The following is a 19,454-nucleotide window of genomic DNA, read 5'->3' as shown; positions in this document are numbered from 1 at the left end:
TGTATTCTTTAAATTTAATAACATTATTCTTTTTCGAAGAATGATTTATGAATAATTCCTCCAATAATAGCACCTGCAATTGGAGCTACCCAGAACAACCATACTTGAGATAAATAAGCCCCATCAGCAAATATTGCTTGACTTAAAGATCTTGCGGGGTTTACAGATGTATTTGTAATAGGTATACTTATAAGGTGAATTAAAGTTAAAGCCAAACCTATAGCAATAGGCGCAAAACCTTTAGGTGCTCTAAAATTTGTACTTCCTAAAATCACAATTAAAAAGAATGCTGTCAATACAACTTCTGTAACTAAAGCAGATATCATACTAAAACCACCTGGAGACAAAGCATCATAACCATTAGCAGCAAAACCTCCTACACCATTAAAATCAGATTTACCCGAAACAATAAGATATAATACCGCAGCAGCTGTAATGGCTCCTATAACTTGAACAACAATGTACCCTAATAAATTTTTAGCTTCAAACTTTCCACCTGCCCAAAGACCTATAGATACAGCAGGATTAAAATGTCCACCAGAAATATGACCAACAGCAAAAGCCATAGTTAATACCGTAAGTCCAAACGCTAATGCAACACCTAAAAAACCAATTCCTAATTCAGGAAACGCAGCTGCAAAAACAGCACTACCACAACCTCCAAAGACAAGCCAAAAAGTTCCAAAAAACTCTGCAAATAATTTTTTCATAATTCGTTATTTTAATATAATTAGTTATATCTATTGTCAATAAGACACAAATAAAACTGTTTAAGTCACACTAAAAGAAACAAGGAAATAAATGGAAAAGCCTTATCTTTGCATCAAATTTAAAAATTCAAATGAAATTATTATTACTTACATTAGGATTATTAGCTTTAGCAGTAGCAGGAATTGCAATAAAAATTTGGGCTAAAAAAGATGGTAAATTTGCAGGCACATGTGCGAGCCAAAATCCAATGCTTAACAAAGATGGAGAAGCTTGTGGTTTTTGTGGAAAAACGCCAGACGAATATAAAGACTGTAGCGAACCTCAACATTCTTAAGCCTAAATGACAATTATTTTAATGCTGTTTTATGCATTTATAGCAGTAGTCTGTGTTCAAATTATATATTATCTAAGTTTCCTCTTCTCTTTTGGAGTAAAAAAAGCAGAAGCTCAATTAAAAAAACACATCCCAATATCTCTTATTATTTGTGCTAAAAATGAAGCCGATAATTTAAAAAAAAATATTCCTCTAATATTAAATCAAGATTATTCTAATTTCGAAATTGTATTAGTCAATGATAGCTCGTTTGACAACTCATTAGAAATAATGGAAGAGTTCGCTTCAAAACACAACTCAATAAAACTTGTTGATGTTAAAATAAGCGAAGCTTTTTGGGGAAATAAAAAATACGCACTTACCTTAGGCATCAAAGCCTCTAAAAATGATTATTTAGTCTTTACCGATGCAGATTGTACGCCAAATTCTGATCAATGGCTAAGTCAATTAACCAGTCATTTTTCAAATGAAAAATCTATTATTTTAGGCTATGGAGCTTATGCAAAAAAGAAATTTTCTATTTTAAATAAGCTTATCCGTTTTGAAACTGTAATGACGGCTTTACAATACTTTTCTTATGCTAAAATGGGGATACCTTATATGGGCGTTGGTCGCAATTTAGCCTACAAGAAAAATGTATTCTTTGACAACTGTGGTTTTAACAGCCATATGTCTATTAAATCTGGTGACGACGATTTATTTATTAATGAAGTATCTAACACCTCAAATACAGCACTTTGCTACACTAAAGAAAGCTTCACCATTTCAGAACCAAAAACATCTTTTAAATCTTGGATACTCCAAAAACGAAGACACATCAGTACTTCAAAGCATTACAAATCAAAGCATAAAGTTTTATTAGGCTTATTTTACACCACACAATTATTATTTTGGATTTTAGGTATTTCACTATTAATCACTAAATTTTCATGGCCTTTGGTTGTTTCTTTAATTGCCTTAAAGTATGTAATACAATGGATTTCTTTTGGGTTTACAGCTAAAAAATTTAAAGAAACAGACTTACTTTTACTGATGCCAATTTTAGAAATACTATTAATTACTTTTCATTTAAGTATCTTTATAGTTAATTTGATATCTAAGCCAAAACATTGGAAATAAAAGAAGCTATAAACAAAGCAAAAAACAACAATCAAATTGCATTCAATTTCCTTTTAGATACATATTGGAATGATGTTTATGCGTTTCAACTAAAACGAACAATGAATGAGAATGATGCTGAAGACATTACCATTCAAACATTTTCTAGGGCTTTTGGTAAGATTAACACTTATAATGAAGATTATAAGTTTAAAACTTGGCTGATTACTATTTCTAAAAATATTCATATAGATTTAGTTAGAAAACAAAAACAATCTATTAGAAATACTTCAAAAGATAACGACGAAAACTATTTTTACATCGTTGACGATTCTCCCACACCTGAAGATAAAATTATCACAGAACAAAATCTCGCAAAACTTTTACGAGACATTAAAAAGCTAAAGCCTCACTATCAAGAAGTCATTAATCTAAGATATTTTCAAGAATTGAGTTACAAGGAAATTTCTGAAAAATTAAATGAACCGATAAACAATGTAAAAGTTAAACTCCTGAGAGCTAAAAAATTATTAGCAGCTATAATTACAAAAAGTTAGTGTTTTCAATATTTAAAAAATTAGGTCCAGGACTATTATTTGCAGGAGCCGCAATAGGAGTTTCTCACATTGTACAATCTACAAGAGCTGGTGCTGATTTTGGTTTAGGATTGCTTTGGGCATTATTACTAGTCCATATTTTTAAGTATCCTTTTTTTCAATTTGGAGCAAAGTATGCTGCAGCTACAGGAGAAAGTCTAATTCATGGCTATTATAAGTTAGGAAAAGGTGTATTAATCACCTATTTCATTCTTAACATTGCCACTATATTTACAATACAAACTGCGGTAACCATCGTCACCGCAGGCATAGCCAATACACTTTTTGGTGATATTAGCTTTTTAAGCTATGGAAACTCAAAGGTTTTAAGTATAGAAACTTGGACCGTAATTATACTTTCTATTTGTCTTTTTATTCTTTTTGTAGGAAAATATAAAGCCTTAGATAAAATAATTAAAGTTATTATTTTAATACTTACTGCGAGTACGCTTATTGCTGTGTATTTTGCTTATGACAACTTTAATGAGACACTTAACTTTAGTCAAATTCTACCAAAAACACCAATAGAAATTGCTTTCTTGGTAGCCTTTATGGGGTGGATGCCGGCACCTTTAGATGTTTCTGTTTGGCAATCTATATGGTCTGTAGAAAAGAGAAAGGAAAAAGAATCTTTCACTCCTAAAGTAGCATTATTAGATTTTAATATTGGCTATTTTGGAGCTATGTTTCTCGGTATCGGGTTTATATGCTTAGGTTATTTTGTAATGTATGATTCTAAAGAACCTTTCAGTACCCAAGCAACGTTATTCGCAAGTCAATTAATAGATGTTTACACTTCTAGCTTAGGGCAATGGTCTTATGTCATTATCGGTATTGCCGTATTAACAACTATGTTTAGTACCACATTAACCACTCTAGATGCTTCACCTAGAGCAATGGCAACAAGCATTGAAGTCTTAACTCAAAAAAAACATAAAAACGGGTATCTATTTTGGATCTTAACCCTGACTATTGGGACTTTAATCATCTTTTTCGCTTTTGCTTCAGAGATGGGAGTTCTTATCAAAATAGCAACCATTCTCTCTTTTATAACAACCCCTTTTTATGCTTACATCAATTACAGATTAATCTGTAGTGAACATACACCACCAGAATGGAGACCAAAAATAGCGCTCCGCATTTTATCTTGGGCAGGAATTGTTTTTCTTATTGGATTTAGTGCTTGGTACCTCTCTATACTTTAAATTATTTTATTATTTACTTCGTATCTTTGCAACAAGAAATTGATAATTACATGGAAACCACAGTTGCTTCGAATATTTTACCAGAAAGAAAACCAAAATGGTTAAGAGTAAAGTTACCTACAGGAAAAAAATACACAGAACTTAGGTCATTAGTAGATAAGTATAAATTAAATACAATTTGTACATCTGGAAGTTGCCCTAACATGGGTGAATGCTGGGGAGAAGGAACAGCTACATTTATGATTTTAGGAAATGTATGTACACGTTCTTGTGGTTTTTGTGGTGTAAAAACAGGAAGACCAGAAACGGTAGATTGGGATGAACCAGAAAAAGTAGCACGCTCTATAAAATTAATGCAAATTAAACATGCCGTTTTAACAAGTGTAGACCGTGATGATCTTAAAGACATGGGGAGTATTATGTGGGCTGAAACTGTGAAAGCTGTCCGACGTATGAATCCTGAAACAACACTAGAAACTCTTATCCCTGATTTTCAAGGTGTAGAAAAACATATCGACCGTATTATTGATGTCGCTCCAGAAGTCGTTTCTCATAATATTGAAACTGTAAGACGTTTAACTCGTGATGTAAGAATACAAGCAAAATACGACCGTAGCCTTGGTGTTTTAAAATACTTAAAATCTCAAGGACAACGCAGAACTAAATCTGGTATAATGCTAGGTCTTGGAGAAGAACGCGAAGAAGTTATACAAACGCTTCACGATTTACGAGATAATGATGTTGATGTTGTTACTATTGGGCAATATTTACAACCAAGTAAAAAACACTTACCTGTAAAATCTTTCATCAACCCTGATCAATTTAAAGAATACGAAGAAATTGGTTTAAAACTAGGATTTAGACACGTAGAAAGTAGTGCATTAGTAAGGTCTTCTTACAAAGCTCAAAAACACATTAATTAATGATTACTGTAGCTATTAATGGTTTTGGAAGAATAGGTCGCCGTGTGTTTAGATTAGCTTTACAGCATCCTGAAATACAAATTGTAGCCATAAATGATTTAGCAGATACAAGAACCTTAAGCCATTTATTAAAGTATGATAGTATTCACGGTGTTTTAAAGGATCAAATTTCTTCTGATGATAATCATATTATTATAAACGATATTTCAATTCCTTTATACGGTAAATCACACCCTAAAGATTTAGATTGGTCTCAAGTAGCTCCTGATTTTGTTATTGAATCTACTGGGAAATTTAAAACTAAAACGGAACTCCAATATCATATTTTAAACGGAGCTAAACGTGTTATTCTATCTGTTCCAGCTTTAGAAGATGACATTAAAACTATTGTTTTAGGAGTTAACGATGATACAATTGATGGTACAGAAACCATTTTATCTAACGCCTCTTGTACAACTAATAACGCTGCTCCAATGATTGCTTTAATAAAAGAACATCTTGGTATTGAGCAAGCTTATATAACAACAATACATTCTTATACAACAGACCAAAGTCTGCACGATCAACCTCACAAAGATTTAAGAAGAGCAAGAGCTGCCGGACAATCTATAGTACCAACAACAACAGGCGCTGCTAAAGCATTAACAAAGATTTTTCCGGATTTAGCAGACGTTATTGGAGGTTGTGGTATTAGAGTCCCTGTTGCTAATGGCTCTTTAACAGATATTACAATTAACGTTGAAAAACCAACATCTACAGAAGAAGTTAATTTAATTTTTAAAAATGCAGCACAAAACCAATTAAAAGGTATTCTTGAATATACAGAAGACCCAATCGTTTCCATTGATATTGTAGGTAATCCTCATTCATGTATTTTTGATGCTCAAATGACCTCAGTAATAGGTAACATGGTAAAAATTATTGGTTGGTATGATAACGAAACTGGCTATAGCTCAAGAGTTTTAGATTTAATTTCCAATTTATCAGGCAAAAAACGACCTTAGTCGAATAAATATTTATATTTGTTTAAATTAAATCTAGCTAAATGTCTCAAATCAAATATTATATATTTGTTGTTTTTGCATGTGCTTGCAGTTTTGTTTTTGCACAGCAAGCAAGCATGGCTAATGAAGATATGCTTCCTTTATGGCTTAACGAACACTTAAACCAAGCCAAATTAGATAGTGACAGAGGAAAATACTACAATGCTTTAGATAACTTAGATCAAGCATTAAGCATTGCTATAAAAATTGACGATAAAACCAGCCAAGGTAAAATTCACACCAAAATCTCAAAAGTCCAATTCTTAGTTGGAGAGGAAGATAAAGCCAATATTTCTATTGGTAAGGCAATGCACATTCAACGCGAAATTGAGGATTATGGTAATCTTGCTATTGCTTACAATATTAAAGGTGTAATGCATAGTAGCAAAAAAGATTATGATGAAGCCTTAGATTATTTCAATTCAGCTAAAAATTTATTCGAGCAAGAAGATTTAGAAGAATACACTTCAGATGTTTTTCTAAACGAAGCTAAAGTTTATATTGAGCAAAATCGTTATGAAGAAGCAAAAATAGACTTAGAAAAAACCATCATTTTAGCTAAAAAATACAATCAACCACGTCGTCTTAGTAGTGCATTAATTCATAGTGGAAAAGTGTATTCTGCTCTAGATAATGATGAAATAGCTTTAACTCAAACTGAAAAAGGATTATCTATTGCGCAAAAGCATAAAATTTCAGAAGATAAAAATGAAGCTTTCTTAACTCTAAGTAATATTCATGAAAAAAATGGCGATTATGAAAATTCGCTCGACTATATCAAAAAGCATATTTCTTTATCTGATTCTATTTTAAATGTAACAAGAAAAAACTTAGCACCTGGAATATCTGGTCAAACGATTAATAATTACAAAGACGCACAAAACAAGCAATTAAAAGAACAAATGGAAGAAGTTACTGCTGCAAGTGCTTTTTCAAAAATAACAACCATCTTAAGTATTGCGTTAATTACCATACTATCTCTGTTAACATTATCGTTATACAAAAACAATAATATTAGGCTGAATTCTAATACGATGCTTCATAAGAAAAATGACGAACTTATAATCGCAAAAGAAAAAGCCGAATTAGCTTCTAAGACAAAAGCAAACTTCCTATCTACAGTAACTCACGAGCTACGGACACCGTTATATGCCGTAACCGGACTTACAGACATGTTATTAGATGAAGATCCTAAACCACATCAATTACCACATTTAAAATCCTTAAAATTTTCTGGTGATTACTTACTTACCTTTATAAATGATATCCTTCAGATTAATAAAATTGAGGCTAATAAAGTTGAAATAGACCCTGAACATTTCAACCTTAAACATAAGTTAGAAAATGTAATTTCTGCACTTAGTAATTCTGCTAACGACCAGGATACAAAAATTCATTTTGACTATGAAAATGAGTTACCAGAAACATTTATTGGAGATCAATTAAAAATTTCTCAAATCTTAATTAACCTGTTAGGAAATGCTATTAAATTCACAAAAGATGGAGACATTTGGGTGAGAACATATAAAATTGACAAGAAGGATAAGATGTATAGTCTTCGCTTTGAAATTGAAGATAATGGGATTGGTATTACAAAAGAAAAACAAGAACACATGTTTGAGAGTTTCTCTCAGGGTTCAGTTCAAATTAATAGAAAGTATGGTGGTACTGGCTTAGGTTTATCAATTGTAAAAGGGCTTATTCAAATTCTGAAAGGTAAAATTTACCTAAAGAGTGAACTTGGAAAGGGCACAACATTCATTTTTGAAATCCCTTTAGAATACGATAAAAGTGTAGACAAACCTGAAGTCGTAGATGTTAAAAAAACAAATAAGATGGAAAGTTTAGATTTAAGCAATGTTAAAATCCTCATTGTTGAAGATAATAAAATCAATCAAATGATCACAAAAAAGATTCTGAACAAAATGAATCTAAATTGTGATGTTGTAGATAACGGCGAAGACGCGGTAGAGATTGTTAAAACAACAAAATATGATGTTGTATTAATGGATATACATATGCCTGGGATTAGTGGTTTAGAAGCTACTAAAATCATTAGAACCTTTGATAAAGAACTAACAATATTTGCTTTAACTGCTGTAACTCTTGAAGATAAAATGCACGAATTTGGTGATGCTGGTTTTGATGACATCATCTCTAAACCATTTAAGCAAGAAGATTTTGAAGATAAATTACACGCTGCACTTTCTGGAGAAAAAATAATCTCTAGCTTCTTTAGTTAACAAATTTAGTTATAGCACCCTTAAATTGAGTAGCCTTATCTATCTTAATTTCAATAGGTAAATAAAACAATTTACCGCTTAAACTTTTATAATCCCTTAACCTTACATAATCTTTCTCTGTTGTAATAATCAGTGTTTTTGACTCTAAATTCTTAATATCAGAAGCTTTAAAATCATAATGATCATTAAATTCTAGATGCTCGAATTCTAACTCCTTTTCTTTTAAAAAACCAACCAAAGGTTTTGCATTGGCAATACCTGTAACCAATGTAAATTTTGGAAGCGTAGTTAATTCTAATTCTTCGAGATCAGATTTTACTTGAAGCGCATAATCTACATAACTAAAAAACAATTGTTGATTTGCTTTTAATTTTAATCTTGAAGTAATCTTTTGCTTTTCACTTTCAGAAATAGATTTATCACACTTAGTCACCACAATTAAATCTGCACGATTAGCACCTGATCTTGGTTCACGCAAATTACCTGTTGGCAAAACGATATCTTTGTAGTATAAATTATTATAAGCCGTTAAAAGAATATTAAGTCCCGCTTTTACTTTTCTATGCTGATAAGCATCATCTAACAAAATTACTTCTGGTTGTTTCTCTAATTCTCTAAGTTGATCAATTCCATTCTGACGATTAGCATCTACGGCCACAGTAACATCATTAAATTTTCTATGAAACTGAAAAGGTTCGTCTCCAATAGTATCTGCATTTGCGGTTTCATCTGCTAAAACAAAACCTTCTGTTTTACGTTTATAACCTCGACTTAGCGTAGCTAACTGCTTTTGGTCTTTTAACAAACGAATTAAATATTCAATCATAGGAGTTTTCCCAGTACCACCAGTACTCAGATTACCGACACAAATCACAGGAAAATCATAAGATTTAGACGTTTTTAATCCAACATCAAACAACCAATTACGAAACCAAGTAATGAGGTAATAAATTGGTACTATAGGAAACAATATGATGCGGATAAACTTCACGATGGCTAAATTATATTATTTTTGAAAACAAATATACACTTATGATTATACAAGACGTCATTAATCACTTACACAACTTAGCTCCTTTAGCTTATGCTGAAGATTTTGATAACGTTGGACTACTAGTTGGTGATAAAAACGAAAGCGTTACAGGTATCCTTGTTACATTAGACACACTTGAAGAAGTTGTAGATGAAGCTATTGAAAACAACTGCAACCTTATTGTCAGCTTCCACCCTATTATTTTTAAAGGTTTAAAAAAACTCACCGGAAAAACTTATGTAGAGCGTGTTGTTATTAAAGCTATTCAAAATAATATTGCCATATTTTCAATTCATACAGCTTTAGATAATGCTTTTCAAGGTGTTAATTCTATCATTTGTGACCAATTAGGTTTATTAAATAAAAAAGTTTTAATCCCGCAAAAAGGTACGATTAAAAAACTTCAAACTTATGTTCCTAAAGAAAATGCAGAGGCATTAAGAACAGCTTTATTTGAAGTTGGAGCAGGAAGTTTAGGTAATTATGAATCTTGTAGTTTTAATATTGAAGGGCAGGGTACCTACTTAGGTAATGAAAATTCAAATCCTGTGATTGGTAAAAAAGGGCAATTACACACAGAAAAAGAAATAGCTATTTCTATAACTTACGCAAAACATCTTGAATCTAAAATTTTAAAGGCGCTTTTTGAAATACATCCTTATGAAGAAGTTGCTTACGAAATTTCAACCTTAGAAAACACCAATCAACATATTGGTATAGGCATGGTTGGAGAGCTAGAAACAGCTTTAGAGACCAAAGATTGTCTTCATTTTATTAAAACTAGAATGAATACAGAGTGCATTAGACATTCTAAATCATTAAACCAACCTATAAAACGAATTGCTGTTTTAGGAGGTTCTGGGAGTTTCGCTATTCCGGCTGCAAAAGCTATGAATGCTGATCTTTTGATTACTGCCGATCTAAAATATCATGATTTTTTCAGTGCAGAAAAAGAGATTGTTTTAGCCGATATTGGTCATTATGAGAGTGAACAGTTCACAAAATCATTTTTAGTAGAGTATCTCTCGAAAAAAATCACTAATTTTGCAATCATTTTATCAAAGACAAATACAAATCCGATAAAGTATTTATAATTATGGCAAAAAAAGCTGAAGTTTCTGTTGAAGAGCGATTGAGAGCACTATATGATTTACAATTAATTGACTCTAGAGTAGATGAGATAAGAAATGTCAGAGGTGAGCTTCCTTTAGAAGTGAGAGATTTAGAAGACGAAGTTGAAGGACTTAACTTAAGGATGGACAAGCTGAATGATAGTTTAACTACTATTGATGAGGACATCAAAGGAAAGAAAAACTTAATTGAAGAAGCAAAAACTTTAATTAAAAAATACACTGAGCAACAAAAGAATGTTAGAAATAACAGAGAATATAACTCATTGACAAAAGAAATTGAATTTCAAGAATTAGAGATTCAATTGGCTGAAAAAAACATTAAAGAATTTAAAGTTCAGATAGAGCAGAAAAAAGAAGTTATTTCTGGTACTAAAGATCGTTTAAAAGATCGTGTAGCACACTTAAAGCATAAAAAAGGTGAGCTTAACGAAATCTTAAAAGAAACTGAAAAAGAAGAAGAAGCTTTAAAAGGAAAGTCTGAAGATTTTCAAAAGAAAATTGACGACCGTTTAGTTAAGGCATACCAAAGAATTAGAAACAATGTTAAAAATGGTTTAGCTGTTGTTGCTATTGAGCGTGGTGCTTCTGGAGGTTCTTTCTTTACAATTCCACCACAAATTCAAGTAGAGATTGCTTCTCGTAAAAAAGTAATTACTGATGAGCATAGTGGACGTATCTTAGTTGATGCTGAATTAGCTGAAGAAGAAAAAATAAAAATGAACAAATTATTTGCTAAACTTAGCAAGTAATTTCTCAACACTTTATAAAAAAAGCCTTTGCATTAGCAAAGGCTTTTTTTTGTGACTTAAAAGTAGAACATTGTTCTTAACATTATTTTACAATAATTGACATTTAGGTTTTATAACTTCACACGACTAAGAAGGAAAGAAAAATTAAAAGATGAAAAAGTTACTTACTATTTTAACCATTGCCTTATTATTTAGTTGCCATAATCAGGCACAAGTTAACCCCAAACAACAAGCTGTTATAGATGCAGAACCTGTAACTGTTCCTTTAAAAGACGGAAAAGCCAAAGCTTATTTTGCAAGCGGATGCTTTTGGTGTGTTGAAGCTATTTTTGAAAGTGTAAAAGGAGTTGAAGAATCTATATCTGGATATTCTGGTGGGTTTACAAAAAATCCTACGTACGCAGCTAGCAATACAGGTAAAACAGGACATGCAGAAGCTGTAGAGATTATTTACGATCCAGAGATTATAAGTTTTAAAGAACTAGTTGATGTATATTTTGGTTCTCAAATCCCAACGCAAGTTAATGGACAAGGACCAGATCATGGGTCTCAATATCGCTCTATTATATTTTACCAAAATAAAGAGCAAAAGAAAGTTATTGAAGACAAGAAAGCCGCATTATCAAAAGAATTAGATGCTAAAATTGCTGCAGAAGTATATCCTTTTCAAAAATTTTGGGTAGCTGAAGATTATCACCAAAACTATGAACGTCTTCATCCTAATCAAGGTTATATTCAAGGGGTTTCTATTCCGAGACTAAACAAATTTAAGGCTAAGTTTCCTGAGTTATTAAAAAGTGACTTAAAACATTAGTATAAAGCAAACAAAAGACCTGTAACGTTATTTAAACATTACAGGTCTTATTTATTTACTTCTATAAGAGATATTCAACCTCAACATCTATCATTGGATTTAATATTCCAGTTTTAATAGGTTTGAGGTTTTTCATATTGATTCATTAACCATCTCCTAAAGGTAATTCTGGTTCATTATTTGATTTCGACTTTAAAAACGGATGTATAAATACATAAATTAACAACGCTAAAGCAGCCAAAGTAATAGGTACTACAAGAGCATAAATTAAAATAACCCCATCAGGCGATGCTTCACTTATCCATCCTTTAATTTCTGTAACAACCAAACTAATATTAAGGAATACAATAATGGCCGTACTAATCCAAGCTAAAATTTTAACCCATAATTTTATGGCAAATTCCTTCATCATTTTTTTATCTGAATTAAAATGAATAAGAGGAATAATAGCAAACCCTAATTGTAAACTTAAAACAACCTGACTCAATACTAAAAGGTTTCCTAAAGCAGATTCACTAAAATATAATATGGTAAACAACGCTGGGATTATAGCCAATAAGCGCGTTATTAAACGTCGTAACCACGGTTTTATACGAAGATTTAAATGCCCTTCCATAACAATTTGCCCCGCTAGTGTACCAGTAATCGTTGAACTTTGTCCGGCTGCAATTAAAGCAATCGCAAAGAAAGCTGGAGCTACACTTCCAAAAAGATTATTTAATAATTTGGAAGCATCTTGAATTTCAGCAACATTATAATAGCCATTAACATAAAAGGCAGATCCGGCTAAAACTAAAATAGCAGCATTCACAAAGAAAGCTAGGTTTAAAGCTATTGTAGTGTCTATAAAATTATATTTAATAGCCTTTGTTATCCCTTTAAAGGTTCGGTCAATCTTTCTTGTTTGTACTAATGAAGAGTGTAAATACAAGTTATGAGGCATTACAGTTGCACCAATAATCCCAATAGCAATATAAAGTGCGTCATCAGATAAACCTGTAGGCATAAGTCCTTTTACCACATCCGTATAAACAGGACCTGTAATTAGCATCTCGACCACAAAAGATGCTCCTATGATAAAAACAAGACAAACTATAAACACTTCCATAGTCCGCATTCCTTTTTTTAACAAGTATAAAAGTAAAACAGTATCTAAAGCAGTTAGACTTATGCCCCATATTAAAGGAAGACCAAAAAGTAAATTTAACCCGATGGCCATACCTATAATTTCAGCTAAATCACATGCTGCAATAGCTATTTCTGCCAAAATATACAAAGGTATATTAGCCCAACTAGGATAGGCATTTCTAGAAGCTTGAGCAAGATCAAGCCCTTTTACAATTCCTAATCTAGCACTTAAAGACTGTAATAAAAGGGCTATAAGGTTAGACATTAAAAGCACCCAAATTAATTTGTATCCAAATTGAGAACCTGCTGCAATATCGGTAGCCCAATTTCCTGGATCCATATACCCAACGCTAATAAGGTACGCCGGTCCTATGAAAGCTAGTATTTTTCTCCAGCCATTTTTATTTGTGCTAACTGAAGAATTTACCTCACTTAAGGATTCTAAACTCATAAGTATTTAAAATTTTTCATCATAAACTAATTATAACTTAAGGCTACAAAACTACAACGGAAATCTGAGGAATAGCACTTCTAACACCAAACAAATCTCATTAGTAATAAATAATAAATATATTTCAATATTTAATGTACTGAATTACATATTTCAACATTACGTATAGAATTAATCAGAATAAAGCAATAGTAAATTGAAGAGCTTTAATAGGAGATTCTTTTAGCAAGTAATCGCTTTTTTAACTTCAAAATAATTAGTCTCATTATACATCGTTGATTAATTTTGTACTGAATAAAAATCACTTTTACTATGAAATCATTATATCTTGGCTTAATATGTTTAATACTTGTTTCAAGTTGCAAATCGGATAACAAAGAAGAAATTGCAGTAGAAACCAAGAAAGAAATATCATTAGCAGAAAAAATTGCCAATGCCCATGGTTTTGAAAATTGGAAAAATGTTTCAAAGGTAAGTTTCACATTCCAAGTAGATAAAGATACTATTAAAGGAAAAGGAAGAACTTGGACTTGGTTTCCTAAAGAAGACAAAGTCCTTTTAAGAGATAACGACACGACTTATAATTATATAAGAAGCCAAGTAGACAGCACAACGATTGCTAAAGATAAAGCATTTATTAATGATAAATTTTGGTTATTAATTCCTTTTCAATTGGCTTGGGATACATCAGCTGACATTACAGAGTCTAAAAAAGCAGAAGCACCAATTAGCAAAGAAGAATTAAATATGATCACTCTCACCTATTCTAATGAAGGAGGTTATACTCCTGGTGATGCATACGACATCTATTACAACGATAATTATATCATTAAAGAATGGACCTATAGAAAAGGAAATTCTGAAGCACCTTCACTTTCTACAACATTTGAAAATATTAAAAATTTTAACGGTATTAAAATTGCTACAGATCACAAACAAGAAGGAGGAAACTGGAATCTTAATTTTACAGATGTGAGTATTACTTTGGACACCAAAAAATAAGCACTTACATTTGCAGTCTATAATGTAAGTTTCACGCAGATAGTTTCTATCTAAGGCGTATAGCTTACATTTTCCGCCATATGGCGCCTATTATATATTAAAGCATCTCTTCTTTTAAGATTGAGATGCTTTTTCTTTTAAATCAATATCTATATTAAATAAAAAGGTAGTCCCTTCTCCTACTTTACTTTCTAAAATCAAATCCCCTCCCAACATTTCAACATAGGCTTTAGATATTGAAAGCCCAATACCAGATCCATGTAACGCGTTTTTATTATCAACGTCTACTTGATAGAAAGGATTAAAAATAGTTTCTATCTTATCTTTAGGAATACCAATCCCTGTATCTCTTAACATAAACTGTACTTGAGTCTCATCACTATCTAAATTACAACTTAGTACAACATTACCACCTTCAGGAGTATATTTTATAGCATTTTCGACCAAATGTTCTAAAGCTACTTTAAATTTATCAAGATCAGAATTAACAATACTTCCCCACTTAGGAATAAAATTATTTAAGATAAAATGTATTTTTTTTGATTTCGCCTCAGGTAATAATGATTTATATATCACCTCTACTGTCTCATTAATATTAAAAGTTGATATTTTTGTGGTCACCAAGCCTGCTTCAATCTTAGATATCGTCATGATATCTGTCATAGAATCTAATAATTCTTGCCCACTACCTTCTATTACACTTATGTATTCTTTAAAATCACCGTCATTAATATCATAAGATTTTAAAAGACCTGCACACCCTAAAATACCATACATAGGTGTTCTAATCTCATGACTTATATTGGCTAAAAACGCCGTTTTTAATCGATCCGATTGTTCCGCATTCTCTTTAGCTGCAATTACTACTTTATGCTTTTCAATGAGCTCTTCTTGTAAGTGATTTTCTTTTAAAAGAGCATTGTGTAAATGTCGTATTAAAAATGACACTGAAAAAACAGTCATTAAAATAAAAAGAGTATTATTAATAAATACGATGACTAAAACTTCAAATCGTTCTCCTATATAAGCTTTTAAATCAAAAAGCTTAAAATAAAAAATTATAGCCATCATAAAGTATCCAAACGCTATAAAAATCACGGTTTTAATTCCTGCTTTTCGTCCACTAAACAACGTTACCAATATAGAAAGCATAAATAATAAAAGTCCACTACTACTTTTTAATCCTATGTAAAAAATGAGAGCAAAAGACAATAAAAACAAATTAACAGAAAACACTTTCTTCTTTGTATTTATACCCATTTTATTATTAAAAAACAAGAAAGCAATTATACATATAGCCAAAGTATCAGCAAAAAAAACAAACCACTTACCTAAAAGAATAGCAGTTATAGCACTTGGAATATAAGACATTACCCCCAATGGAAGAATTAATATTAAAATTGAAATAAATAATTTATCTCTAAAATAAGATAACTCATCCTGTTCGCTTTTTCTAGAAAAACGAATATACCTTATATACCATTGATGGTAAGAGGTCCATAATTTATTTAGCATCTATATAATTGATTGATATCACTAAATTTAATGAGAAAAATTCAAAAAAACTACTTATATCCTTTTAATTCAATAAATTATACTCCATTCTTATCTATTATTAAAATATCATATAATTATGCTATTTTTGTTAGCAACCGAAAAACAACTCACTTTGCTCAACTACAAGCTAGGTCTTGACTACGCTAAACAACAAGACAATTTAGACGAATTATCTCACTACAGAGAACAATTTCATATCCCAAAAGATAAGAATGGCAATGAACTCATTTACCTCTGTGGAAACTCTTTAGGCTTACAACCTAAATCTACAAAAGCTTACATTAATCAAGAGTTAGACGATTGGGCCAACCTAGGTGTCGAAGGACATACTGATGCTAAAAATCCTTGGCTACCTTATCATGAATTTTTAACGGAAGCTACTGCAAAATTAGTTGGTGCAAAACCAATTGAAGTGGTAACCATGAATTCCTTAACTGCGAATCTTCACTTCATGATGGCTTCATTTTACAAGCCAACCAAAGAACGTTATAAAATAGTTATTGAAAGTGACGCTTTCCCTTCAGATAAATATGCTGTAGAATCCCAATTACGTCATCATGGTTACGATGATAAAGAAGGTTTAATTTTATGGTCTCCAAGAGAAGGAGAAGAATTATTACGTTATGAAGATTTAGAAGCGATTCTAGAAAAACACGGAAACGAAGTTGCCTTAGTGATGGTTGGTGGCGTCAATTATTACACAGGGCAGTTTTTCGACTTTAAACGCATTACCAACCTTGGACATCAATACGGCTGTAAAGTTGGTTTTGATTGTGCTCATGGCGCAGGAAATGTAGATTTAGATTTACATAATTCCGGTGCAGATTTCGCGGTTTGGTGTACTTATAAATATATGAATTCTGGTCCAGGAAGTTTATCGGGTTGCTTTGTCCATGAGCGTCATGCTTATGACAAAACCTTAAATAGACTTACCGGTTGGTGGAGCCACAATAAAGACACGCGTTTTAATATGCGTCATGAATTTGATGTTTTACCAGGTGCCGAAGGTTGGCAATTAAGTAATCCACCCATTTTATCTATGGCTGCCATTAAAGCGTCTTTAGATATGTTTAATGAAATTGGAATTAAAAAACTCATTGATAAATCAAAAAAACTAACTGGTTATTTCGAGTTTCTACTAAAAGATTTAGGAGAAGATACCATCAGAATCATTACACCCGAAAATCCTGAAGAACGCGGTTGCCAACTATCCATCCAAGTTTTAAACGCAGATAAATCCTTACACAATAAATTAACTGAAGCCGGAGTCATTAGCGATTGGAGAGAGCCCGATGTTATTCGTTGTGCACCAACACCTTTGTATAATTCGTTTGAAGATGTGTATTTAATGGTAGAGAAATTGAAAGCACTTTTATGAATAAAATTTTTTCCATTATAAAAGATGAAAACATACTTTTAAAAATCAGAAAAAAATCAGAAACGAGTTTTTCAGAATATCACTTTTTAGGATTCCTCTCTTTTTTCTACAACTTAGGGCATGATTACTTAATAATTACAAATAAAAGAATCGTAGTTATTATTAAAGATGAATTGATAAAGAATGTAGAATATCAAGTATTTTCTAGTCTCGAATTCAATTCTAATAACAATAATTTACAATTCAAGAATCATCAAGGTCAAACGCAAATTATTAATTTAAATAGATTTAGACCTTCATATGAAGAAATTCAGAACATCAAAAAACTATTGAATAAGACAAGTGTTTAATCTGAATTCTAAAATATCAACACTTCAAATATAGCATTAGCAACAATTTGAAGCCATAAAACTGATTTCTGCCTTTGTAGAAATAACAAAAACATTATGAGTAACAAACAACAAAATATACTGATAATCGGAGCAGGACTCTGTGGAAGTTTACTCGCATTAAGATTAGGGCAAAGAGGTTACAACGTTACCGTTTACGAAATGCGTCCCGATTTAAGAACAACAGATATTTCTGCAGGTCGTTCTATTAACTTAGCTTTTTCTAACCGTGGTAATAAAGCCATGAAACTCGTTGGTTTAGAAGACAAAGTAAAAGAATTGTGTATCCCCATGAATGGCCGAATGATTCACGATAAAGAATCGAACACGTTTTTATCTAATTACAGCGGAAGAGATCACCAATACATTAACTCTATTTCTAGAGGAGAACTTAATGCCCTACTCTTAACGGAAGCCGAAAAGCATGAAAATGTAAAAATTCACTTCAATAAGAAATGTAAATCTGTAGATTTTGAAAACACAACAGCATTATTTCAAGATTATAACTCTAAAGATGAATTTGCAGAAGACGCAGATATCATTATCGCAACAGATGGCGCTGGCTCTGCACTTAGAAAAAGTTATTATTTAGGAAAGAAATTCTTATTCAGTTTCTCTCAAGATTATTTAACTCATGGTTATAAAGAATTAAGCATTCTACCCACAGAAAATGGTGATTACAAAACCTATAAAAACGCTTTACACATCTGGCCAAGAAGCAGCTTTATGCTCATTGCACTACCAAATTTAGACGGTAGTTTTACCGTTACTCTATTTTTAAGTTATGCTGAAGGTGAATACAATTTCAATAATTTAACAACCCCAGAGCTTGTTACAGAATTCTTCCAAAAAGAATTTCCAGATGCCTTAGAAATAATGCCCAATTTGGTTGATGATTTTTTTGAAAACCCAACCGCAGCATTAGGAACTGTAAAATGTTCCCCTTGGCATTATAAAGGCAACACTTTACTCATGGGAGATTCTGCTCATGCTATTGTTCCTTTTTATGGACAAGGCATGAATGCCTCTTTTGAAGATGTTGTAGAATTCGATAAAGTTTTAGACCAAAATTTAGAAAATTGGGAAGCTACTTTTACAGCTTACGAGAAAAACAGAAAGAAAGATACTGATGCCATTGCAGATTTAGCTATTGACAATTTTCACGAAATGAAAGGCCACGTATCAAATCCCATTTTTCAAGAAAAACGCAAAATTGAAATGGCACTCGAAAAAGAATTTCCAACAGCATACAATTCTAAATATAGTTTAGTAACTTTCAAGGAAACGGTTGGCTATAGAGAAGCGATGCTAAGAGGAAGAGCCCAAGACAAAGCGATTTTAAATATGCTTACAGATGGAATTATTTCCGTAGAAGATAATTTAAAAGATATTTTAGAAAAAGTAAAAAAAGAAACCGAAGCTATTTTAGAAGACGATAGGATTGCTGGGTTGTAGTAAGCAGTAAGCAGTAAGCAGTAAGCAGTAAGCAGTAAGCAGTAAGCAGTAAGCAGTAATCAGTAATCAGTAATTAAAATATAAATTGGGAATAAAACAAAATTCAACAAAAATTAATGTCCCAAATTTCGACGCAGTCGGAAACAACGATTTTAAGAAATAATGAGCGAAGAAGCGGAACTGCGAAGCGAAGCTTCAAGCATGTAGCTTCG

At 31.7% G+C, this 19,454-nt stretch carries 17 protein-coding genes and 1 pseudogene; 14 read left to right on the top strand and 4 right to left on the bottom strand.

What is annotated here, in order from left to right:
• Positions 1 to 23: 23 nt before the first annotated feature.
• On the bottom strand, positions 24 to 710 hold the full coding sequence (gene aqpZ / locus HSX10_RS06170; protein ID WP_173587328.1) for an aquaporin Z: 687 nt from the start codon (positions 708 to 710) through the stop codon (positions 24 to 26).
• Between the two features lie 131 nt (positions 711 to 841).
• Here aqpZ and HSX10_RS06165 point away from each other — a divergent pair, with 131 nt between their 5' ends.
• From HSX10_RS06165 to HSX10_RS06135, 7 genes are read left to right on the top strand one after another with little or no spacing between them, the layout of a single operon-like run.
• Entirely contained in the window at positions 842 to 1,045 is a 204-nt protein-coding gene (locus tag HSX10_RS06165; protein ID WP_173587327.1) for a membrane or secreted protein, read from the top strand.
• 6 nt (positions 1,046 to 1,051) lie between these two features.
• Complete coding sequence (locus tag HSX10_RS06160) at positions 1,052 to 2,164, top strand: glycosyltransferase (RefSeq protein WP_173587326.1); 1,113 nt, start codon at positions 1,052 to 1,054, stop codon at positions 2,162 to 2,164.
• Entirely contained in the window at positions 2,155 to 2,700 is a 546-nt protein-coding gene (locus tag HSX10_RS06155) for an RNA polymerase sigma factor (protein WP_173587325.1), read from the top strand. The genes HSX10_RS06160 and HSX10_RS06155 overlap by 10 nt, the downstream gene beginning before the upstream one ends.
• Positions 2,700 to 3,944: an NRAMP family divalent metal transporter gene (locus HSX10_RS06150; RefSeq protein WP_173587324.1), complete on the top strand. Its 1,245-nt coding sequence runs from the start codon at positions 2,700 to 2,702 to the stop codon at positions 3,942 to 3,944. The genes HSX10_RS06155 and HSX10_RS06150 overlap by 1 nt, the downstream gene beginning before the upstream one ends.
• Before the next feature lie 50 nt (positions 3,945 to 3,994).
• A complete protein-coding gene (gene lipA / locus HSX10_RS06145; protein ID WP_173587323.1) occupies positions 3,995 to 4,867 on the top strand; it encodes a lipoyl synthase in 873 nt (290 codons plus the stop codon).
• Positions 4,867 to 5,871 carry a type I glyceraldehyde-3-phosphate dehydrogenase gene (gene gap / locus HSX10_RS06140; protein WP_173587322.1) on the top strand — a complete coding sequence of 335 codons (1,005 nt, stop codon included), beginning with the start codon at positions 4,867 to 4,869 and terminating at the stop codon, positions 5,869 to 5,871. Before lipA ends, gap begins: the two co-directional genes overlap by 1 nt.
• A gap of 41 nt (positions 5,872 to 5,912) precedes the next feature.
• A complete protein-coding gene (locus HSX10_RS06135; protein ID WP_173587321.1) occupies positions 5,913 to 8,153 on the top strand; it encodes an ATP-binding protein in 2,241 nt (746 codons plus the stop codon).
• Here HSX10_RS06135 and lpxK read toward each other — a convergent pair.
• Positions 8,146 to 9,144, bottom strand: coding sequence for a tetraacyldisaccharide 4'-kinase (gene lpxK, locus HSX10_RS06130; RefSeq protein ID WP_173587320.1), 999 nt, complete (start codon positions 9,142 to 9,144; stop codon positions 8,146 to 8,148). The two genes, HSX10_RS06135 and lpxK, sit on opposite strands and share 8 nt — an antisense overlap.
• 41 nt (positions 9,145 to 9,185) lie before the next feature.
• On the opposite strand from lpxK, the gene HSX10_RS06125 reads away from it, so the two are divergent.
• From HSX10_RS06125 to msrA, 3 genes are all read left to right on the top strand, one after another.
• The gene (locus HSX10_RS06125; protein WP_173587319.1) at positions 9,186 to 10,280 is read left to right on the top strand and encodes a Nif3-like dinuclear metal center hexameric protein; all 1,095 of its coding nucleotides are present in this window, start codon (positions 9,186 to 9,188) and stop codon (positions 10,278 to 10,280) included.
• A gap of 2 nt (positions 10,281 to 10,282) precedes the next feature.
• Positions 10,283 to 11,068, top strand: coding sequence for a zinc ribbon domain-containing protein (locus HSX10_RS06120; RefSeq protein ID WP_173587318.1), 786 nt, complete (start codon positions 10,283 to 10,285; stop codon positions 11,066 to 11,068).
• Between the two features lie 151 nt (positions 11,069 to 11,219).
• On the top strand, positions 11,220 to 11,882 hold the full coding sequence (msrA, locus tag HSX10_RS06115) for a peptide-methionine (S)-S-oxide reductase MsrA (protein ID WP_173587317.1): 663 nt from the start codon (positions 11,220 to 11,222) through the stop codon (positions 11,880 to 11,882).
• 175 nt (positions 11,883 to 12,057) lie between these two features.
• Here the strand turns inward: msrA and HSX10_RS06110 are convergent.
• Positions 12,058 to 13,461: pseudogene (locus HSX10_RS06110) on the bottom strand (Nramp family divalent metal transporter); the annotation flags it as partial.
• A gap of 312 nt (positions 13,462 to 13,773) precedes the next feature.
• Here HSX10_RS06110 and HSX10_RS06105 point away from each other — a divergent pair.
• Positions 13,774 to 14,463 carry a hypothetical protein gene (locus tag HSX10_RS06105; protein ID WP_173587315.1) on the top strand — a complete coding sequence of 230 codons (690 nt, stop codon included), beginning with the start codon at positions 13,774 to 13,776 and terminating at the stop codon, positions 14,461 to 14,463.
• 114 nt (positions 14,464 to 14,577) lie between these two features.
• Here HSX10_RS06105 and HSX10_RS06100 read toward each other — a convergent pair whose 3' ends face one another.
• Positions 14,578 to 15,978: a sensor histidine kinase gene (locus HSX10_RS06100; protein WP_173587314.1), complete on the bottom strand. Its 1,401-nt coding sequence runs from the start codon at positions 15,976 to 15,978 to the stop codon at positions 14,578 to 14,580.
• 118 nt (positions 15,979 to 16,096) lie between these two features.
• Between HSX10_RS06100 and kynU the strand changes: the two genes are divergently transcribed.
• The 3 genes from kynU (at position 16,097) to HSX10_RS06085 (ending at position 19,242) form a co-directional block, all read left to right on the top strand.
• Positions 16,097 to 17,398 (top strand): kynureninase, encoded by a 1,302-nt coding sequence (gene kynU, locus HSX10_RS06095; RefSeq protein WP_254453205.1) that lies wholly within the window; start codon positions 16,097 to 16,099, stop codon positions 17,396 to 17,398.
• Entirely contained in the window at positions 17,395 to 17,748 is a 354-nt protein-coding gene (locus HSX10_RS06090; protein WP_173587313.1) for a hypothetical protein, read from the top strand. The genes kynU and HSX10_RS06090 overlap by 4 nt, the downstream gene beginning before the upstream one ends.
• Positions 17,749 to 17,844: 96 nt before the next feature.
• A complete protein-coding gene (locus HSX10_RS06085) occupies positions 17,845 to 19,242 on the top strand; it encodes an FAD-dependent oxidoreductase (RefSeq protein ID WP_173587312.1) in 1,398 nt (465 codons plus the stop codon).
• Positions 19,243 to 19,454: the final 212 nt, after the last annotated feature.

This window comes from Winogradskyella undariae (assembly GCF_013285155.1).
GTDB lineage: Bacteria > Bacteroidota > Bacteroidia > Flavobacteriales > Flavobacteriaceae > Winogradskyella > Winogradskyella undariae.
The sequence above is the reverse complement of the archived record's forward strand: the minus strand, read 5'-3'. Positions and strand labels throughout refer to the sequence as shown.

Bases quoted from the DNA above. Each gene is read 5' to 3' on its own strand.
- aqpZ (WP_173587328.1), bottom strand. From the start codon at position 710: ATGAAAAAATTATTTGCAGAGTTTTTTGGAACTTTTTGGCTTGTCTTT.
- HSX10_RS06165 (WP_173587327.1), top strand. From the start codon at position 842: ATGAAATTATTATTACTTACATTAGGATTATTAGCTTTAGCAGTAGCA.
- HSX10_RS06160 (WP_173587326.1), top strand. From the start codon at position 1,052: ATGACAATTATTTTAATGCTGTTTTATGCATTTATAGCAGTAGTCTGT.
- lipA (WP_173587323.1), top strand. From the start codon at position 3,995: ATGGAAACCACAGTTGCTTCGAATATTTTACCAGAAAGAAAACCAAAA.
- gap (WP_173587322.1), top strand. From the start codon at position 4,867: ATGATTACTGTAGCTATTAATGGTTTTGGAAGAATAGGTCGCCGTGTG.
- HSX10_RS06135 (WP_173587321.1), top strand. From the start codon at position 5,913: ATGTCTCAAATCAAATATTATATATTTGTTGTTTTTGCATGTGCTTGC.
- HSX10_RS06125 (WP_173587319.1), top strand. From the start codon at position 9,186: ATGATTATACAAGACGTCATTAATCACTTACACAACTTAGCTCCTTTA.
- HSX10_RS06120 (WP_173587318.1), top strand. From the start codon at position 10,283: ATGGCAAAAAAAGCTGAAGTTTCTGTTGAAGAGCGATTGAGAGCACTA.
- msrA (WP_173587317.1), top strand. From the start codon at position 11,220: ATGAAAAAGTTACTTACTATTTTAACCATTGCCTTATTATTTAGTTGC.
- HSX10_RS06105 (WP_173587315.1), top strand. From the start codon at position 13,774: ATGAAATCATTATATCTTGGCTTAATATGTTTAATACTTGTTTCAAGT.
- HSX10_RS06100 (WP_173587314.1), bottom strand. From the start codon at position 15,978: ATGCTAAATAAATTATGGACCTCTTACCATCAATGGTATATAAGGTAT.
- kynU (WP_254453205.1), top strand. From the start codon at position 16,097: ATGCTATTTTTGTTAGCAACCGAAAAACAACTCACTTTGCTCAACTAC.
- HSX10_RS06090 (WP_173587313.1), top strand. From the start codon at position 17,395: ATGAATAAAATTTTTTCCATTATAAAAGATGAAAACATACTTTTAAAA.
- HSX10_RS06085 (WP_173587312.1), top strand. From the start codon at position 17,845: ATGAGTAACAAACAACAAAATATACTGATAATCGGAGCAGGACTCTGT.